The following is an 18,038-nucleotide window of genomic DNA, read 5'->3' as shown; positions in this document are numbered from 1 at the left end:
TCAGATCAGGCGTGTCGATTCACCAGCTGATCAGCAGTGCGCCTCCATTCGGAAGTGAACGTCGGCCGGTTTGGTCGGGCGATCGGCGAAGGAGCCATGCGCGGTGCCGCTGAGGTGGAATGCGGTGCCCTCGATACTGGCCTTCGCGTCAGTCGCCTTAGCCTGCGCGGCGCCGGTGAATCCGGTCAGGTCGCGGATCCGCATGACCTTGGGCTCGACCGTGCCTCCGGTCTGGATGATGGCGGTGAATCCGGGTTCTTTCGGCAGCGTCTCGATGGTCCACAACCAGGACAGTTGCGTGCAGTCGACCGTGAAGGTGGTCGGTATCTCCCGGCCGTCGATGAAGACCCGGGCGGTATTGGCATCGGCCGGGCTTCCGGTGGTCGTCGTGCAGGCCGCCGCGGCCAGTGCCAGCATCGTCACGACGTGTGCCGTCACGCGCTTCGCCCGTTGCTGAATGTGCCGCATACGGTTGTTTTCCCAGTTGGGAAGCGGACCAACCTCATCTCGGGGATTTCGGCAGTCTTACCACGCCGACGCAGCGATTACCGCCCGTGGACCTACCCAGATGCGGTGAAACCGCTGGCCAGTGGCACCATTGAACGGTGACTGCCGATCTGAGCAAAAGCTCCCGGGTGTCCCCGCCGGCCGCGCCGCTGACTGCGGCCGACATCGACGAGGCTGCCAAGCGAATTTCCGGGGTGGTCACCCGCAGCCCGCTGCAGTTCAACGAGCGTCTTTCTGAAGCGACCGGGGCCAACGTCTACCTCAAGCGCGAGGACCTGCAGGCCGTGCGGTCCTACAAGGTACGTGGAGCCTTCAACCTGATGGCCCAGCTGTCGCCGGAAGAGTTGGCTGCCGGGGTGGTGTGCTCATCGGCGGGCAATCACGCTCAGGGCTTCGCCATGGCATGCCGGTCGATGCGGATCCATGGACGCGTGTATGTGCCGGCCAAGACGCCCAAGCAGAAGCGGGACCGGATTCGGTACCACGGCCGTGAGTTCATCGAGTTGATCGCGGGCGGGTCGACCTACGACCTGGCCGCAGCCGCGGCACTCGAGGACGTCGCGCGCACCGGGGCCACGCTGGTGCCTCCCTATGACGACGTGCGCACGATGGCCGGCCAGGGCACCATCGCCGCTGAGATCCTCGAACAGCTCGACGAGGAGCCCGACCTGGTGATCGTCCCCGTCGGTGGCGGCGGCTGCATCGCCGGGATCACCACCTATCTGGCCGAGCGTGCCTCGGGAACGTCTGTTCTCGGTGTCGAGCCGGCCGGCGCGGCCTCGATGATCGCCGCTCTGGCCGCGGGTAAGCCTGTCACTCTCGACCATGTCGACCAGTTCGTCGACGGCGCGGCAGTGGCGCGCGCCGGGGCGCAGCCGTATGCCGCTTTGGCCGCCGCCGGTGACATGGTCGCCCTCACCGCGGTCGACGAGGGCGCGGTCTGTACCGCGATGCTCGACCTGTACCAGGACGACGGAATCATCGCCGAACCCGCCGGTGCGCTGTCGGTGGCCGCGTTGCTGGAGGCCGACATCGAGCCCGGTTCCACCGTGGTCTGCCTGGTCTCCGGCGGCAACAACGATGTCTCCCGCTACAACGAGGTGGTCGAGCGGTCACTGGTGCACTTGGGCCTCAAGCATTACTTCCTGGTCGATTTTCCGCAGGAGCCCGGGGCGCTGCGCCGCTTCCTCGACGAGGTGCTCGGGCCTGGCGACGACATCACGTTGTTCGAGTACGTCAAGCGCAACAATCGGGAGACGGGCGAGGCGCTGTGCGGCGTCGAGTTGAGCGCCGCGACCGACCTGGACCCGTTGCTGGCGCGGATGCAGGACTCCGATATCCACGTCGAACTGCTCGAGCCGGGGACGCCGACGTACCGGTACCTGACCTGAGTGTGTGCCGCCGTCAGGCGCTGCGCAGGACGGCGAACGAGTGGCCCGTCAATGTGGTAGCGGTGGAACCGATCTCGGGCTCTGCCCAGGCCGTGACGAGTTCACCGGTCACCGGCACCGACACCGCGTCGGGGCCGAGGTTGCAGGCGATCGCCAGGGCGCCCCGGTGTAGGACGATCCAGCGCTGCTGTTCGTCGAAATCGATCGTCATGTGGTCCAGCCACGGATCGGCGAGGTCGGGTTCGGTGCGCCGCAACGCGATCAACTCCCGATAGGTTTGATGCAGCCTCGCATGATCACCGACGGTGGCCTCGCTCCAGTTCAACTTGGACCGGAGAAATGTCTCGGGATCCTGGGGATCCGGGATTTCGTCGGCATCCCAGCCGTGCTCGGCGAACTCGGCCTTGCGGCCCTCGGCGGTAGCTCGGGCGAGTTCCGGTTCGGGATGTGAACTAAAGAATTGGAACGGTGACGAGGATCCCCACTCTTCGCCCATGAAAAGCATTGCTGTATAGGGGGATCCGAGTGCCAGCGCGGCCTTGACCGCTAGCTGGCCGAAGGACAGCAGCTGTGACGGCCGGTCGCCGACAGCACGGTTGCCCACCTGATCGTGGGTCAGGGTGTAGGCCAGTAGCCGAGTACCGGGAATGGTGGCGGTGTCCAGCGGACGGCCATGCCTGCGGTGGCGGAACGATGAGTAGGTGCCCGCGTGAAAGTACCCGTGCTTCAACGTCTGCGCCAACGTGGCCAGGGAGCCGAAATCGCCGTAATAGCCCTGCCGTTCCCCCGACACCGCAGAGTGGATCGCGTGGTGGATGTCGTCGTCCCACTGCGCTGTCAGGCCGTAGCCGCCACGATCGCGCGGGGTGATCAGCCGAGGGTCGTTCAGATCGCTCTCGGCGATCAGTGACAGCGGCCGGCCGAGTTCCTCGGCCAGGGCATCGGTATCGGCGGCCAGTTCTTCCAGCAGGTGGATGGCCGTGGTGTCCACCAATGCGTGCACAGCGTCCAAGCGCAGGCCGTCGGCGTGGAAGTCGCGCATCCAGCGCAGCGCGCAATCGATGATGTACGCGCGGACCTCGTCGGCGCCGGCGTCGGACAAGTTGATCGAGCTGCCCCACGGGTTGTGGCCGGACGACAGGTACGGGCCGAACCGCGGAAGGTAGTTTCCCGAAGGCCCGAGGTGATTGAACACCGCGTCGATCAGCACGCCGAGTCCACGGGCGTGGCAGGCATCGATGAGCCTGATCAGGCCGTCCGGCCCGCCGTAGGGCTCGTGCACCGCGTACCAGAGCACCCCGTCATACCCCCAGCCGTGGACGCCGTTGAAGGCATTGACCGGCATCAACTCCACGAAATCGACGCCCAGATCCAGCAAGTGGTCGAGCTTTTCGATTACGGCATCGAAAGTTCCCTCGGCAGTGAAGGTTCCGACGTGAAGTTCGTAGATCACCGCGCCGCTGATGGACCGGCCCGCCCAGCCGTCGTCGGTCCAGGCGCCGGGCGCGGGCTGCCACAGCTGCGAGCGCTCATGTACGCCGTCGGGTTGGCGCGCTGAACGAGGATCCGGCAACACGGTCGGATCATCGTCGAGCACGAACCCGTACCTGGCGTCAGCGCGGCAACGGACCTCGGCCCGCCACCAGCCGTCGTCGGCGCGCGTCATGTCGTGCAGTGTTCCGTCGACGTCCACCCGTACCCGGTCGGGAGTCGGTGCCCACACGGCGAATTCAGTCATCGGTGCGCTCCAACAACGCTACCGGCGAATCGACGAGCAGTTCGGTCAACGGCACCAGCCCCGTCCACCGGCGGCCGCTGAGCCGGTCCAGCCATTGACCTTCGGGTAGCGGCAATGCGGTGTCCTCCCAGCCGGTTTCTGCCAATGCGACGGTCCAACGGCACGCGGCCACCACGACATCCCGACCGCGGATGAACGACACCAGATGTGGCGCAGCGCTTCCCGTCGCCGGAAGCGGGGTGTAGCTGCCGGTCAGAAATGTCTGCGGCCGGGCCCGGCGCAGCGCCAGGGCGGCCATGGTCACCCTCAGCTTCTCGTCGCTGCCGCGCTCCATCGCACTGCGCAGTGCCGCATAGTCGACCGGGCGCCGGTTGTCCGGATCGACCAGGCTGTCCTCGGTCGTCTCGGTGCCCTGGTAGACGTCGGGGATGCCGGGTGCGGTCAGCTGGATGAGTTTCTGGCCCAGGCTGTCGTTGTGGGCGTGCACGTCGAGTCGGCTGACCAACGCCGTGAGTTCGGCCGCCACCGGCCCGTCGAGCACCCGGTCCAGCCAGGCGTGCACCTCGTTCTCGAAATCCACGTCCGGGTCGTGCCAGGAGGTCCGGGTGGCGGCCTCCCGGATCGCCTTCTCGGCGTAGGCGTGCAGCCGGCCGCGAAGCTCGTCGGTGACGGTGCCGTCGACCGGCCAGACGCCGAAGATGTTCTGCCACAAGAACAGTGCTGTGCCGTGGTCCGGGGGAGTAGACGATTCCGTCCACCGCTCGACCGACTCTGCCCACGTCTCCGGCACCTGGGTGAGCAGGCCGATACGGGCACGGACGTCTTCGCCCCGCTTGGTGTCATGGGTGGACAGCGTGGTCATCGCCGTGGGCCAGACGCGCATGCGCGTCGTCGCCCGCTGGTGGAACTCCGCGGTCGATACCCCGAACAACTCGGGTGCGCCGCCGACCTCGTTGAGCGAGACCAGTCGGGCGTCACGGTAGAACAGACAGTCCTCGACCGCCTTGGCGGTCGCCGCGCCGCACAACTGGTTGAACCGCGTCACCGTCTCGGTACTGACCGACAGGGCCACTGCGACGGTGGCCAGGGCATCGGTGAGTTCCGGTGTGGCAGAGGATGTCTCATGCATCGCCATCGGCAGGATCGCATCGAGCGCCGGATAGTCGGTTCGGTATACCCCGATCCTGCTGATCAGCGCCGCGACGGCGGCAGGAAGATGAGGGTCGGATTGCGCGGTCGCTGTTGTGATGACCCGGCACAGCCGGCCCAGTTCGCTGGCCAGGGTATCGGTGACGGCGGTGGCTTTGAGTCTGTGCTCGGCCTGAAGATCCCGTGGTCCGCTCACCGCGGTGAGCGACGCTTCGGCGGACGGCGCGATGAACAGGCCGCCGATCTCGCGCAGCGCGTCGTATCCGGTGGTGCCGTCGACCGGCAGGGCCGCATCCAGGCTCTCGTCGGGGGCCAGGATCTTCTCGACCACGATCCAGGCATCGGGACCGGTGAGCTCGCGTAACCATCGCAGATAGCCCGCCGGGTCGGACAACCCGTCGGGATGGTCGACGCGTAGACCGTCCACCAGCCCCTCGTCGAACCAGCGTTTGATCTCGACGTGGCTCGCGTCGAAAACGGCTCGGTCTTCCTGCCGCAGTGCCGCCAGAGACGTGATCGAGAAGAAGCGTCGGTAGCCGCAGATCCCGGTGCGCCAACCGGTCAGCCGGTAGTGCTGTCGCTCGTGCACCGCGCTGCCGGTGCCGTTGCCGGTTCCGGGTGCGATGGGGAAAACCAGATCCCCCAGTCGCAATCGGTCCCCGTCGACCATCAGATCGTTCACGTCGCCGGGGGCACCCAGGACCGGCAGCACGATCCGGCCGTCGTCGAGATCCCAGTCGATGTCGAAGAATTCGGCGTACGCCGAATCTCGGCCGTGTCGCAGTAGATCCCACCACCATCGGTTCTGCTCTGGATCGGCCACGCCGACATGGTTGGGCACGATATCCACGATCAGGCCCATGCCGCGGGACCGGGCAGCCTCGGACAGTCGTCTGAGACCGTCCGGGCCGCCGAGGGCGGCCGAGACAGTGGTGGGGTCGGTGACGTCGTATCCGTGCGTGGACCCCTGCGCGGCGGTCAGGATGGGTGACAGATACAGATGCGAGACGCCCAACCGGTCGAGGTAGTCGAGCAGATTCACCGCGTCGTCGAATGTGCAGCAGTCCGCCCGCATCTGGAGTCGGTACGTGGACAGGACCGGGCGGGGCATCTCAGGCCGTCTTGCGTAGTACGAGTAGTGAGCGGGCTTGCAGCGAGACCTTTTCGCCGGCGGCCACGACCAAATCGGAATCACCCGTGGGGCTGGCGGTATCGAGGTCGCCGGTCCACTCGGCGGCGTAGTCGCCGTTCGGGGTGACGAAGTCCTGGTCGTGGTCGTTGGCGTTGAAGCACAGCAGGAAGGTGTCGTCGACGACGCGTTCGCCACGAGAGTTGGGTTCCGGGATGGACTCGCCATTGAGGAACACCGCGACACAGGTACCGAGCCCGGTGCCCCAGTCTTCCGGTGTCATCTCCGTGCCCGCCGGAGTCAGCCAGGCGATGTCACGAACCTGGTCGCCGCTGCGAATCGGTTTTCCCTCGAAGAACCGGCGGCGCCGAAATGCGGGGTGGCGCTTGCGGAAAGCCAGCACCTTGCGGGTGAACTCCAGGTGATCGGCGTTGCTGTCGAGCAGCGACCAGTCCATCCAGGACAATTCGGAGTCCTGGCAGTACACGTTGTTGTTGCCCAATTGGGTTCGGCCGATCTCGTCGCCGTGGGCGATCATCGGAGTGCCCTGCGACAACATCAATGTCCCCATGATGTTGCGCATCTGCTTGGCGCGCAGCGCCAAGATGTCGGCATCGTCGGTCGGCCCTTCGACACCGCAGTTCCAGGAACGGTTGTGGCTTTCGCCGTCGCGGTTGTCCTCACCGTTGGCCTCGTTGTGCTTCTCGTTGTAGGAGACCAGGTCGTTGAGGGTGAAGCCGTCGTGACACGTGACGAAGTTGATGCTCGCGCTGGGGCGCCGGCCGGTGGCCTCATACAAGTCCGAGGATCCGGTCAGCCGGGAGGCGAACTCGCCCAGGGTCGCGGGCTCGCCCCGCCAGTAATCGCGCACAGTATCGCGATACTTCCCGTTCCATTCGGTCCACAAACCTGGGAAGTTGCCGACCTGGTAGCCGCCCTCGCCGATATCCCAGGGTTCGGCGATCAGTTTCACCTGGCTGACCACCGGATCCTGCTGAACCAGATCGAAGAATGCCGAAAGCCGGTCGACGTCATAGAATTCGCGCGCCAGGGTCGAGGCGAGGTCGAACCGGAATCCGTCGACGTGCATTTCCAGCACCCAGTACCGCAGCGAGTCCATGATCAGTTGCAGGGTGTGCGGGTGCCGGGCATTGAGGCTGTTGCCCGTTCCGGTGAAATCCTTGTAGTACTCGGGTTGCCCATCGAGCAGCCGGTAGTAGGCGGCGTTGTCGATGCCGCGGAAGTTGATGGTCGGACCGAGGTGGTTGCCTTCGGCGGTGTGGTTGTAGACCACGTCGAGAATCACTTCGATGCCGGCGTCGTGAAATGCCTTGACCATGGTCTTGAACTCGGCCACCGCACCGCCGGCGTGCCGGGTGGCCGCGTACTGGAAGTGCGGGGCGAAGAAGCCGACGGTGTTGTAGCCCCAATAGTTTCGCAGCCCGAGGTCCAGCAGGCGGTGATCGTGCATGAACTGGTGCACGGGCATGAGCTCGATCGCGGTGATGTTCAGCGACTGGAGATGTTCGATGACCACGGGGTGGCTCAGTCCCGCGTAGGTGCCTCGCAGTTCCTCGGGGATGCCCGGGTGGGTCTGGGTCATCCCTTTGACGTGTGCCTCGTAGATCACGGTGTCGTGATAGGCGGTCTTGGGCGCGCGGTCCGAGCCCCATTGGAAGAACGGATTGATCACCACGCTGGTCATGGTGTGGCCCAGGGAGTCGATGTGGGGCGGCGTTCCGGTCCCGGGTGGCTCGGCCGTCAGATCGTAGGAGAACAGCGCCTGGCTGAATTCGAAGTCGCCGTGGAACGACTTGCCGTAGGGGTCGAGCAGCAGCTTGCTCGGGTCACAGCGATGTCCGTTGGCGGGGTCCCAGGGGCCGTGCACGCGATAGCCGTATCGCTGGCCCGGCGTGACGGTCGGCAGGTACGCATGCCAGACGTAGCCGTCGACCTCTTCGAGATTGATCCGGTGCTCGGTGCCGTCCTTGGCGATCAGGCACAGTTCGACGCGTTCGGCGACTTCGGAGAACAACGAGAAGTTGGTGCCCGCACCGTCGTAGGTTGCGCCCAGCGGGTAGGCCTCGCCGGGCCAGACAGTCGACATCGGCGTGGGAGCGGAGGATGGCGGTACTGCGGAGGGCGTCATGGCCTCACCACCAACCGGTGGCCGCCGCCATCTGACGGCCCAGTTCGCCCGTCATCGTGCGCATGTACGTCGTCGAGATGTGGTGAGAGTCGTGATAGATCAACACATTTCCCTCCACCGCGCGGCAATAGTCCTCACGGCACACCGCATCGCTCATGTCCAGTGGCTTGAGCAGGGGGAACCTTCCGACGAAATCCAGTGTGGGGTTGTGGTCGGAGAGTACCTTGGACCGGTCGATGCCGCACGAGATGGAATCACCGCCGTTGGCCAGGCAGTCATAGGGGAAGTACGGCTGGCCATTTCGGGTCAGCCATGGGGTGTCGCGCATCGCGAGGACCGGAATGTTGTTCTGGGAGAGGGTTTCCCAAATGCCGATGTAGGTGCCGGGCATGACATCGCCATCTTTGATGTTCCACGGCCGCGTCGAAGTGGTGAACACGTATTCGGGTCGATCGGCGATGAGCTTGGCCATCACCTTCTCGTTCCATTCATGACATTTCGGGTACGGGCGGTTGTCGCCCATCACCAGGGGGGTTTCCTCGGTGGTCAGCGGGCAACCCATCTTCAGGTAGGTGACCACTTTGAAATTGTGCAGACGCCCCAGCAGGTCGAGCGCGGTGATCCAGTGCTCGGCGTGCGACCCGCCTGCCACCGCGATGGTGCGGGCCGCGTCTTTGTCGCCGTATGTGCAGTTGATGACATCGGTATTCCCGAAATCGCTGATGCAGCCGTCGGTCGTCGAGGCGGGCAGATCGTCCTTGGCCTCGAGAACGGTCGGCCGCATCGGCAGCTTGGGTACCCGCGTGTGATTGATCAGGGCGCGGGCGCCCGGATAGTCCCGAGCCGACAGCCCGGACAACTCCTTGCCGTTGGCCCGCTGCACGGTGACGTGTTCACGCCAGGTGAACGAGGTGGCGGTCAGCGCGACACCGAGCAGCCCCACGATGGAGCCCAGCACGATCGTCGGCCGGCGCAGGCGGACCCGCAGCGGCACGGCCGGCAGGGCGGCAGTCTGTGTGGTGTCCTTAGGCTTCTGCGAGCGCAGCGGTTCCTCGATGTAGCGCGTGGTCAGCCAGGCCAGAACACCCGAGATCAGCAGAATGATCGTGCCATCGAGAAAGTTGGCGTGGGCATGGCCGGAGTAGGACAGCCAGAAGATCAGTAACGGCCAGTGCCAGAGATAGAGCGAGTAGGCCATCGATCCCAGCGACACGAACGGCTTTGTCGCCAGCATCCGGTTGGGCGCGGGCAACCGTTGGCCCGCGCTCGGATCGTCCACCCGGTTGGCCGCGGTCAGGATGAAGATGACGGTGGCACCGACCGGTACCAGCGTCCACGGTCCGGGGAATTCCTTGACTCCGTCGAGCCACCAGCCGCACGACAGGATCGCGGCCAGTGAGACGGTGGCCAGCAGGGTGCGCAGCCACATCGGCCACCGCACCGCGGGGACCAGCGCCCCGGCCAGGGCTCCGATCAGCAGCTCCCAGCCGCGGGCAAAGCTGTTGTAGTAGGCGGTGGCCTGATCGGTGTTGTGCGCGATGATCGCGTAGACGAAGGAGGCGATGGTCAGCGCGCTCAGCAAGACGATGAATGCGGTGCGCAGGTGCCGCCCGAACAACCGGCGGCCGAGGAAGGCGAACCCGGAGATCAGCAGCAGGAACGCCAGGTAGAACTGCCCCTGGACGGACATCGACCAGATGTGTTGCAGCGGACTGACCGCCTCACCGGCGCGGAGGTAGTTCGCGGCGGTGTTGGCCAGCTCCCAGTTCTGGTAGTAACCCAGGCTTGCCAGACTTTGGTCAGCAAACGTTTCCCAGCGCGTCTCGGGCTGCACGAGGATGGTGAGCACCGCAGCCGCGGCAAGCACAACGACCAGTGCGGGAAGCAGCCGGCGAATCAACCGGACGGTTTCGGGAAAGGGTCGCAGCGGCGTCGCCGGGTCGAGCGCCAAGCGCAGGATCTTGCCACCGAAGAAGAATCCGGACAGCGCCAGAAACACATCGACACCACCGGAAACCCGGCCGAACCAGATGTGGAACATCGCCACCAGGGCGATCGCGATGCCGCGCAGTCCGTCCAGATCGTGGCGGTAGAAACCCGATGCGCGGGTACCCATGACGGCGCGTGGAACGGCACCGGATTCGGCGCCGGGCTCCGTCCGGGGGGCGTCAAGGGTTTTCATGGTCGAGGCCAATTTACCTAACAACGGTCTGCCGCTCATATTTCGGATGCGTGCGTCACAGTCTGTGAGCAAAGGGCTAGGCTGCCCGACTGTGGCTGAGCTGACCCCAGCGCAGATCAGTGCCATCGACGCGGCCCATATCTGGCACCCGTACAGCGCCATGGGCTCCGACGTACTTCCGCCGGTGGTGGCGGTGGGCGCAAAAGGCGCGTGGCTGACTGTGATCGACCCTACCGATGGCGCACCGATCGAGGTGATCGATGCGATGGCGTCCTGGTGGACCGCCGTGCACGGACACGGGCACCCGGTACTCGATGCCGCGGTGTCCGCTCAGCTGGCCACGATGAACCACGTCATGTTCGGCGGCCTCACCCACGAACCGGCCGCACGGCTGGCCCAACTGCTGGTCGAATTGACGCCGGAGGGCCTGGAGACGGTCTTCTTCAGTGATTCCGGGTCTGTGTCCGTCGAGGTGGCGGTGAAGATGGCGCTGCAGTACTGGCGCAGCCTCGGCAGGGGCGCCAAACATCGCTTGATGACGTGGCGCGGCGGCTATCACGGCGACACGTTCACCCCGATGAGCGTGTGCGATCCCGACGGCGGAATGCACTCCCTGTGGACGGACGTGCTCGTGGCGCAGGAGTTCGCCCCGCCCGTGCCCGCCGACTATCAGCCGTCTTACGTCGAGTCGTTCGAGCGCCAACTGGCCGAACATGCCGACGAACTGGCCGCGGTGATCATCGAACCCGTCGTGCAGGGCGCCGGCGGGATGCGCTTTCACGACCCGCGCTACCTCACTGACCTCCGCGCGATCTGCGATCGCCACGACGTGTTGTTGATCTTCGACGAGATCGCCACCGGGTTCGGCCGCACCGGCAAGTTGTTCGCCGCCGAACACGCCGGAGTCAGCCCCGACATCATGTGCGTCGGCAAGGCGATGACCGGTGGCTACATCACCTTGGCCGCCACGCTGTGCACCCGCGAGGTCGCGCGGACGATCAGCGCGGGGGAGCCCGGGGCGCTCATGCACGGGCCGACGTTCATGGCCAACGCGCTGGCCTGCGCGGTCGGTGTCGCCGCGGTGGAACTGCTGGTCAACGGGGATTGGCCGGCGCGGGTCGACGAAATCGAGGCCGGGCTGCGGACGGGCCTCGAGCCGGCCCGCGGCCTGCCGGGAGTTGCCGATGTGCGCGTGCTCGGTGCGATCGGTGTGATCGAGATGAGTGAGCCGGTGGACATGAAGGTCGCGACCTTGGCGGCGTTGCGGCACGGAGTCTGGCTGCGTCCGTTCGGCAAGCTGATCTATGCCATGCCGCCCTTCATCTGCACACAAGCGGAGGTGGAACAGATCACCGCGGGAATGGTCGGCGTGGCGCGTGCACTAACCTGAACGGTGTTCAATCGAGCGAGGAGCAACCGTGACGCGCACCGATCTATCACCGCTGGCCTGGCTGGCCGATGTCGAAACACGGCGCAGGCAGGCAGGGCTTCGTCGTGAGCTGCGTACCCGCCCCGCGGTGGCAACCGAATTGGACCTGGCCTCCAACGACTATCTGGGTCTGTCGCAACACCCGGAGGTACTCGAAGGCGGAATCGAAGCGCTGCGCACCTGGGGTGCCGGTGCCGGCGGTTCGCGGCTGGTCACGGGCAACACGGAGCTGCACGAAGGGTTCGAGACCGCCCTGGCGACGTTTGTCGGCGCCGAGTCGGCGCTGGTTTTCTCCTCGGGCTACACGGCCAACCTCGGTGCCGTCGTCGCGTTGTCCGGGCCCGGTTCACTTCTCGTTTCGGACGCGCTCACGCACGCCTCCCTGGTCGACGCGTGCCGGTTGTCGCGCGCCCGGGTGACCGTGACACCGCACCGTGACGTCGACGCGGTCGACGCCGCCCTGTCTGCGCGCACCGAGGACCGCGCAGTGGTGCTGACCGAGTCGGTGTTCAGCACCGACGGTGCGCTGGCGCCGCTGCGAGAACTCCATGCGGTCTGCCGCCGACACGGCGCGCTGTTGCTCGTCGACGAGGCACATGGGCTCGGGGTGCGCGGCCCGGGCGGGCAGGGCCTGCTGTACGAGGCCGGTCTGGCCGGTTCGCCGGACGTGGTGATGACGACGACGCTGTCGAAGGCGCTGGGCAGTCAGGGTGGGGTCGTGCTCGGCCCAGAGCCGATCCGCGCTCATCTGATCGACGCCGCCCGTCCGTTCATCTTCGACACCGGGCTGGCACCGGCCGCCGTCGGCGCAGCGTGGGCCGCCCTGCGAGTGTTGATCGCCGAACCTCGACGGGCGCAGGCAGTGTTGGACCATGCCGCCGAGCTGGCCCGCATTTCCGGGGATTCCGCTGTACCCGATTCTGCTGTCGTTTCGGTGATCCTCGGCGAACCCGAGGTGGCGGTGGCCGCCGCGGCCGCCTGCCTGGACCGGGGCGTGCGGGTGGGTTGCTTCCGCCCGCCGACGGTTCCCGAAGGCACCTCGCGGCTGCGTTTGACGGCACGGGCCTCGCTGACCGCCGATGAGATGGATCTGGCCCGGCTCGTGTTGACCGACGTCCTGGCTGAGGCCCGGTTGTGAGCACGCTGGTCGTCACCGGCACTGACACCGGCGTCGGCAAGACGGTGACGACGGCCGCGCTCGCGTGCGCGGCCCGACTGGCCGGTCTCGACGTCGCCGTGTGTAAACCGGTGCAGACCGGAACCGTTGACGGCGACAACGACCTCGCCGAGGTGAGCCGGCTTTCCGGGGTGGCGAACCTGCATGGGGGATGGCGCTATCCGGAGCCTCTGGCACCGGTCGCCGCAGCACAGCGGGCCGGCCTTCCGTTGCCTACGCGCGCGGACTTGGTGGCTTCGGTGCGTGGTGCCCAGCTCGGCGGCGGGCTGACCCTGGTCGAAGGCGCCGGTGGTCTGCTCGTCGAATTGGGCGCAGACGGCGTCACGCTGCGTGACCTGGCTGCCGATCTTTCCGCTGCGGTGCTCGTGGTTGTATCGCCGGGCCTGGGTACCCTCAACCACACCGCATTGACGTTGGAATCCCTTGCCGGCCAGGGTATTAGCTGTGCCGGTTTGGTGGTCGGCGCCTGGCCGGAGAAACCCGGTGTGGCGGAGTCCGGCAACCGGGAGTCGCTGGCGCGGTTGGCGCCGGTGCGCGCGGTGCTGCCTGCCGGCCTGGGAAGCGCCGGAGCGGAGGAGTTCGAGAGGGCGTGCGACGACGCGTTCGACCGGGACTGGCTCATCGGCCTGTTCTGAAATGGTGCATTCCGTCGAGCTGGTCTTCGACCCCGATACCGAGGCCGTAATCCGCGGAATCTGGGATACGCTGCGCGACAAGGATATTCCGAGCCAAGCTCCGGCCAGTCGGCCACATGCGACGCTGACGGTGGCGCAGCACATCGACGCCGAGGCAGATTCGGTGCTGACCGAACTCGTCGACCGATTCCCATTGCCTTGCCGTATCGGCGCCACGCTGATCTTCGGGCGATCCGTTGGGGTGTTGGCGCGGCTGCTGGTTCCGACCGACGAACTGCTCGGAGTGCAGGCCGATGCGTACCGGCTGTGCCTGCCGTTTATGGATCCGGCGCCGATGCCGCACGCCGAACCGGGGAACTGGACGCCGCATGTGACGCTGGCGCGGCGGGTGGCCCCGACCCGGTTGGCCACAGCGGTGCGGATCGCCGGCCGCCCTGCGGAGATCACCGGCCAGGTGACCGGTCTACGGCATTGGGACGGCGACAAGCGCGTCGAGCACGCGATCGGCTGATCGGCCCTGAGCTGTGGGGCTCGCCGTGTGATTTGTGCACGATCTTCCGCGGCTGCCGCTGGAAATCGTGCACAAACCGCTCGAAGGCTCAGCCCTGGCTGCGTTGCGGGATTTCGCTGCCGGAGCTGAGCGTGCTGGCGCCACGCACTGCCAGTCCGTCAACGAGTAATTGCAGGCCGAAATCGAATTGCCGCGACGTGTCGTGGTTGAGCACCGACTGCTCGTCGGCAAGTGCCCCCGCCGCGTCCCACTGCAGCCGGGATTGTTCGTCGGCCGTGAAGCCCAGCACGTAATAGAGCACCGTGCGGGCAGCCAACTCGTCGTCGGGCGATGCCACACCGGCATGCCGGGCGGCATCGGCAAGCTGCGCCACGATTTCGCCGACGATTCGAGACTGACCGGCGGCGAAGCTGGACGAGACCAGTTCGGCTCCGTCGGTGTGCGACAACAGCGCGTCCCGCAACGCCCGGCAGGTCTGGTGGATTCGGCCCGGCCATGCTGCCCCCGGACGCTCGAGGCGCACGGGCTCCAGGATCCGGTCGGCGACGGCGCCGAGCAGTTCCTGTTTGTTGGCGAAGTGCCAGTACAACGCGCCCGGGCTGACATTGAGCTCACGGGCCAGGCGCCGCATCGTCAGGTCGGTGATGCCGTAGTTGTCGAGAATGGCGGTCGCCGCATCCACCACGTCGGGTTTGTGGAGTTGCACACCGTTACCCTAGCCTGAACGGTGTTCAAGTGTCGGCCCGCCGACGTGTTCAAGCGTCGGCCCGCCCGACCACACGATCCACAGGAGGACTTTTCGTGACGCAGGCAGCCGTAGATGTACTGGGCGTAGCTCGCGAGCAGGTTCTGGAGCGTGGTGTCGGCCTCGACCAGGACCAGACACTGCAGGTGCTGCAGCTGCCCGACGACAAGCTCGAGGAGCTGCTGGCGCTGGCACACGAGGTCAGGATGAAGTGGTGTGGCCCCGAGGTCGAGGTCGAGGGCATCATCAGCCTCAAGACCGGCGGTTGCCCCGAGGACTGCCACTTCTGTTCCCAGTCGGGTCTGTTCGCCTCTCCGGTGCGCAGCGCCTGGCTGGACATCCCGAGCCTGGTCGAGGCGGCCAAGCAGACCGCCAAGACCGGCGCCACCGAGTTCTGCATCGTCGCGGCGGTGCGCGGCCCGGACGAGCGCCTGCTGGCCCAGGTGGCCGCCGGTATCGAGGCGATCCGCAACGAGGTCGACATCCAGATCGCCTGCTCGCTGGGCATGCTGACCCAGGAGCAGGTGGACCGCCTCAAGGACATGGGCGTGCACCGCTACAACCACAACCTGGAGACCGCGCAGTCGTTCTTCCCGAATGTGGTCACCACCCACTCGTGGGAAGAGCGCTGGGGCACCCTGGAGATGGTGCGTGAGGCCGGTATGGAGGTCTGCTGCGGCGGCATTCTGGGCATGGGCGAGACGCTGGAGCAGCGTGCCGAGTTCGCCGCAAACCTGGCCCAGCTGAACCCGCACGAGGTGCCGCTGAACTTCCTCAACCCGCGGCCGGGCACGCCGTTCGGTGATCTCGAGGTGCTGCCGGCGTCCGAGGCGCTCAAGGCGGTCGCCGCGTTCCGGCTGGCGCTGCCGCGCACCATGCTGCGCTTCGCTGGTGGCCGTGAGATCACCCTGGGCGACCTCGGTGCCAAGCAGGGCATCCTCGGCGGCATCAACGCCGTCATCGTCGGCAACTACCTGACCACGCTGGGTCGCCCGGCCGAGTCGGATCTGGAATTGCTGGACGATCTGCAGATGCCGATCAAGGCTCTCAACGCCAGCCTGTAGAACTTAGGTGGTGATGATCGAGGAAACGCCGGCTCTGCCCGCACCCGTCGGCGCCGGTCTGTACAACGTCTACACCGGCGTCCAGGTTGACGCGGCGAACGGAACAGCGCTGCCCACCGCTGCTCAGCTCGGCCTGGAACCGCCGCGGTACTGCGCCGAGTGCGGCCGCCGGATGATCGTCCAGGTGCGGCCTACCGGGTGGTGGGCCAAGTGCTCGCGGCATGGGCAGGTGGATTCGACGGACCTGGATATGCGGCGATGAGCCTCTCGGGCGAAGAGCAGAGGGCACAGATGAGCCTCTCGGTCGAAGAGCAGATGGTCTCGGCCGGCTCGGTTCCCGCCGATGTCCCCGGTGCGCCGCGAGTTTCGCGTGAGCGGGCCGTGGTGACGGTCATCGCGGTTCTGGCAGGTGTCGGCGCGGTGCTCGGCGCCCTGTGGGCTTTCCTCGCGCCCGGAGTCCACGGCGTGGTGGCGCTGACCCGTAGCGGTGAGCGGGTACACGCTTACCTGGGTGGCGAGTCCGACCATTTCTTCACGTCGGCATTCATGTTCGTCGGTCTGCTAGTCGTGATGGCGGTCGTGGCTGCGGTGGCCGTGTGGCAGTGGACCGCACATCGCGGGCCGGTTCTGGTCGCCGCGTTGGCCGTCGGGTGTTCCGTGGCCACGGCGGTGGCCGCCGGTGTCGGTGCGGCACTTGCCCATTGGCGGTTCGGTTCGCTCGACATCGCGGGCGCACCCGTCACCCCCGAACATCGTGTCCACTATGTGGTGGAAGCCGCGTCCGTGTTCTTCGGGCACACGCCGCTGCAGATCGCCGGCACGCTTCTGTTCCCGGCGGCCGCGGCGGCAATGGTCTACGCGTTGATCGCGGTCTCCACGGTCCGCGACGACCTAGGCGCCTGGCCGCCGGTGGAGACGCCGACCTATCCGGTCATCCCGCCGGTGGTCACTCCGCCGGAGGCCTGACGGCTGCCGCTTCGAAAATCTCGACGGGGTTGCCGTCGGGGTCGGTGATCTGGATCTGCCGGCCGCCCGGTCCCTCCTCGACCGAATTGCGGAAGGTGACGCCGGCTCGGCGCAATTCGGTGATGGCCCCGTCGAGATCGTCGACCTCCAGCACCACCCGGTTGTAGCCTCCGGGTTTCTGCGCGGTGCCGTCGGGCAGCTGCCGTGCGCCCGAACTGCCCGGCCCGCTCAAGAACACAGTGAGGTTGCCGTTGACCACGGACGCGAACGCGGGCCCGCCGCGGATGGCGATGTCAAACCCCAAGTTTTCGGTATAGAAGGCAACCGCGCGCTCGACGTCGGTGACCTGGTAGCGGACTGCGCCGGTTCGGAAGGTGAGGTGTCCAGACATAGCTGAAGTCTGCGAAATCTCGCGGCCGATGTATTGAAGAAAATTGACCTAGCGGGTGAGCGCGATGTGGTCGTCCTTCGCGACGTAGCGGCTCTGGCGTAGCTGCTGGGCCGGTGTCATCCCGGAGAACTCCTGGAACTCCCTGATCATGTGCGACTGGTCGGCGTACCCGTGCTCAATGGCGAACGTGGCCCAATGCGGCGGTGACAGCGCCGCGGAGACGGCTTCGTGGGCGTGCCGGAACCGTTGCAAACGGGCGAACCGTTTCGGCGGCATTCCGATCTCGGTGGTGAACAGCTGGATCAGCCTACGGTGGCTGAAACCGACTTCGCGCGCGAGCGATTCGATCGCGGGTGGGTGGTGCCCGAGGCTGAGTGCGTCCACCGCGTAGGCGACTTCGCGGGTCGGGCCGCCACCGCGTGAGCGGGTGCGCAATGCGGACTCGACGATGGCAAAGCGTTCCATGACCGACCGCGCTTCACAGACCTCGGCGCGGAGGTCTGCAGCCGCGCCGTTCCACAACGTGTCGAGGCCGACGTGGGTACCGAGCAGTTCGTGCGGCGACATTCCCAGGGCGGCGCGGACTCCGCCCGGCTTGAAATGCACGCCCACCATCGCGGTGTGCTCGCGTGCGTCGATGTCGAATGGCCGGGAGTAGGGGCCGGAGACGACGGCTCCTGAAAACCGCTGTGCACCATGATGATTGGTTATGGCGACGAGGTCGGCGCCGAGATTGATGACGAGTTCGGTGGTGCCGGTGGGCAGGATGCGTTCAGTGGGATAGGCCGGCCCGTCCGCAATGCACCACAGGTGGTCGACGCTGTCGCGCAGGGCCACCGTCGGGGGCTGACGGATATAACGCATCTACCCCCATT

General features: G+C 66.5%; 16 protein-coding genes. 8 read left to right on the top strand and 8 right to left on the bottom strand.

The window, feature by feature from the left end; translation table 11 throughout:
* Positions 1 to 30: 30 nt before the first annotated feature.
* Positions 31 to 438: a lipoprotein LpqH gene (locus tag K6L26_RS17530; protein WP_245008609.1), complete on the bottom strand. Its 408-nt coding sequence runs from the start codon at positions 436 to 438 to the stop codon at positions 31 to 33.
* 167 nt (positions 439 to 605) lie between these two features.
* Between K6L26_RS17530 and ilvA the strand changes: the two genes are divergently transcribed.
* Positions 606 to 1,898, top strand: coding sequence for a threonine ammonia-lyase IlvA (gene ilvA / locus K6L26_RS17525; protein ID WP_036387560.1), 1,293 nt, complete (start codon positions 606 to 608; stop codon positions 1,896 to 1,898).
* Between the two features lie 13 nt (positions 1,899 to 1,911).
* On the opposite strand, the gene treZ is transcribed toward ilvA, so the two are convergent.
* From treZ to K6L26_RS17505, 4 genes are read right to left on the bottom strand one after another with little or no spacing between them, the layout of a single operon-like run.
* Positions 1,912 to 3,636 (bottom strand): malto-oligosyltrehalose trehalohydrolase, encoded by a 1,725-nt coding sequence (treZ, locus tag K6L26_RS17520; RefSeq protein WP_221850953.1) that lies wholly within the window; start codon positions 3,634 to 3,636, stop codon positions 1,912 to 1,914.
* Positions 3,629 to 5,896: a malto-oligosyltrehalose synthase gene (gene treY, locus K6L26_RS17515; RefSeq protein WP_221850952.1), complete on the bottom strand. Its 2,268-nt coding sequence runs from the start codon at positions 5,894 to 5,896 to the stop codon at positions 3,629 to 3,631. The genes treZ and treY overlap by 8 nt, the downstream gene beginning before the upstream one ends.
* 1 nt (position 5,897) lies before the next feature.
* Positions 5,898 to 8,063 (bottom strand): glycogen debranching protein GlgX, encoded by a 2,166-nt coding sequence (gene glgX / locus K6L26_RS17510; protein WP_047037770.1) that lies wholly within the window; start codon positions 8,061 to 8,063, stop codon positions 5,898 to 5,900.
* Positions 8,064 to 8,067: 4 nt separating this feature from the next.
* Entirely contained in the window at positions 8,068 to 10,245 is a 2,178-nt protein-coding gene (locus tag K6L26_RS17505) for an acetyltransferase SucT (RefSeq protein ID WP_064899707.1), read from the bottom strand.
* A 91-nt stretch (positions 10,246 to 10,336) separates the two neighbouring features.
* Between K6L26_RS17505 and K6L26_RS17500 the strand changes: the two genes are divergently transcribed.
* Genes K6L26_RS17500 through K6L26_RS17485 form a run of 4 tightly spaced genes read left to right on the top strand, consistent with a single transcriptional unit; the run spans position 10,337 to position 13,997 of the window.
* A complete protein-coding gene (locus K6L26_RS17500) occupies positions 10,337 to 11,635 on the top strand; it encodes an adenosylmethionine--8-amino-7-oxononanoate transaminase (protein ID WP_221850950.1) in 1,299 nt (432 codons plus the stop codon).
* Between the two features lie 28 nt (positions 11,636 to 11,663).
* Entirely contained in the window at positions 11,664 to 12,812 is a 1,149-nt protein-coding gene (locus tag K6L26_RS17495; protein WP_221850948.1) for an 8-amino-7-oxononanoate synthase, read from the top strand.
* The gene (gene bioD / locus K6L26_RS17490) at positions 12,809 to 13,486 is read left to right on the top strand and encodes a dethiobiotin synthase (protein ID WP_221850946.1); all 678 of its coding nucleotides are present in this window, start codon (positions 12,809 to 12,811) and stop codon (positions 13,484 to 13,486) included. The genes K6L26_RS17495 and bioD overlap by 4 nt, the downstream gene beginning before the upstream one ends.
* A 1-nt stretch (position 13,487) precedes the next feature.
* Positions 13,488 to 13,997 carry a 2'-5' RNA ligase family protein gene (locus K6L26_RS17485; protein WP_019348852.1) on the top strand — a complete coding sequence of 170 codons (510 nt, stop codon included), beginning with the start codon at positions 13,488 to 13,490 and terminating at the stop codon, positions 13,995 to 13,997.
* A gap of 88 nt (positions 13,998 to 14,085) precedes the next feature.
* Here K6L26_RS17485 and K6L26_RS17480 read toward each other — a convergent pair whose 3' ends face one another.
* Positions 14,086 to 14,703 carry a TetR family transcriptional regulator gene (locus tag K6L26_RS17480; protein WP_221850945.1) on the bottom strand — a complete coding sequence of 206 codons (618 nt, stop codon included), beginning with the start codon at positions 14,701 to 14,703 and terminating at the stop codon, positions 14,086 to 14,088.
* A 95-nt stretch (positions 14,704 to 14,798) separates the two neighbouring features.
* On the opposite strand from K6L26_RS17480, the gene bioB reads away from it, so the two are divergent.
* Genes bioB through K6L26_RS17465 form a run of 3 tightly spaced genes read left to right on the top strand, consistent with a single transcriptional unit; the run spans position 14,799 to position 16,772 of the window.
* Positions 14,799 to 15,806 carry a biotin synthase BioB gene (gene bioB, locus K6L26_RS17475; RefSeq protein WP_221850943.1) on the top strand — a complete coding sequence of 336 codons (1,008 nt, stop codon included), beginning with the start codon at positions 14,799 to 14,801 and terminating at the stop codon, positions 15,804 to 15,806.
* A 13-nt stretch (positions 15,807 to 15,819) separates the two neighbouring features.
* A complete protein-coding gene (locus K6L26_RS17470) occupies positions 15,820 to 16,068 on the top strand; it encodes a biotin synthase auxiliary protein BsaP (RefSeq protein ID WP_435405371.1) in 249 nt (82 codons plus the stop codon).
* A 29-nt stretch (positions 16,069 to 16,097) separates the two neighbouring features.
* Complete coding sequence (locus K6L26_RS17465) at positions 16,098 to 16,772, top strand: DUF2567 domain-containing protein (RefSeq protein WP_435405337.1); 675 nt, start codon at positions 16,098 to 16,100, stop codon at positions 16,770 to 16,772.
* On the opposite strand, the gene K6L26_RS17460 is transcribed toward K6L26_RS17465, so the two are convergent.
* Together K6L26_RS17460 and K6L26_RS17455 are read right to left on the bottom strand one after the other, a co-directional pair.
* A complete protein-coding gene (locus tag K6L26_RS17460) occupies positions 16,753 to 17,163 on the bottom strand; it encodes a VOC family protein (RefSeq protein WP_221850938.1) in 411 nt (136 codons plus the stop codon). The genes K6L26_RS17465 and K6L26_RS17460 overlap by 20 nt on opposite strands.
* Positions 17,164 to 17,211: 48 nt before the next feature.
* Positions 17,212 to 18,027: an AraC family transcriptional regulator gene (locus K6L26_RS17455; protein WP_221850936.1), complete on the bottom strand. Its 816-nt coding sequence runs from the start codon at positions 18,025 to 18,027 to the stop codon at positions 17,212 to 17,214.
* Positions 18,028 to 18,038: the final 11 nt, after the last annotated feature.

It is taken from the genome of Mycobacterium farcinogenes, from assembly GCF_019739075.1.
In the GTDB taxonomy this organism is placed as follows: domain Bacteria; phylum Actinomycetota; class Actinomycetes; order Mycobacteriales; family Mycobacteriaceae; genus Mycobacterium; species Mycobacterium senegalense.
This window is presented reverse-complemented; position numbering and strand designations above follow the sequence as displayed.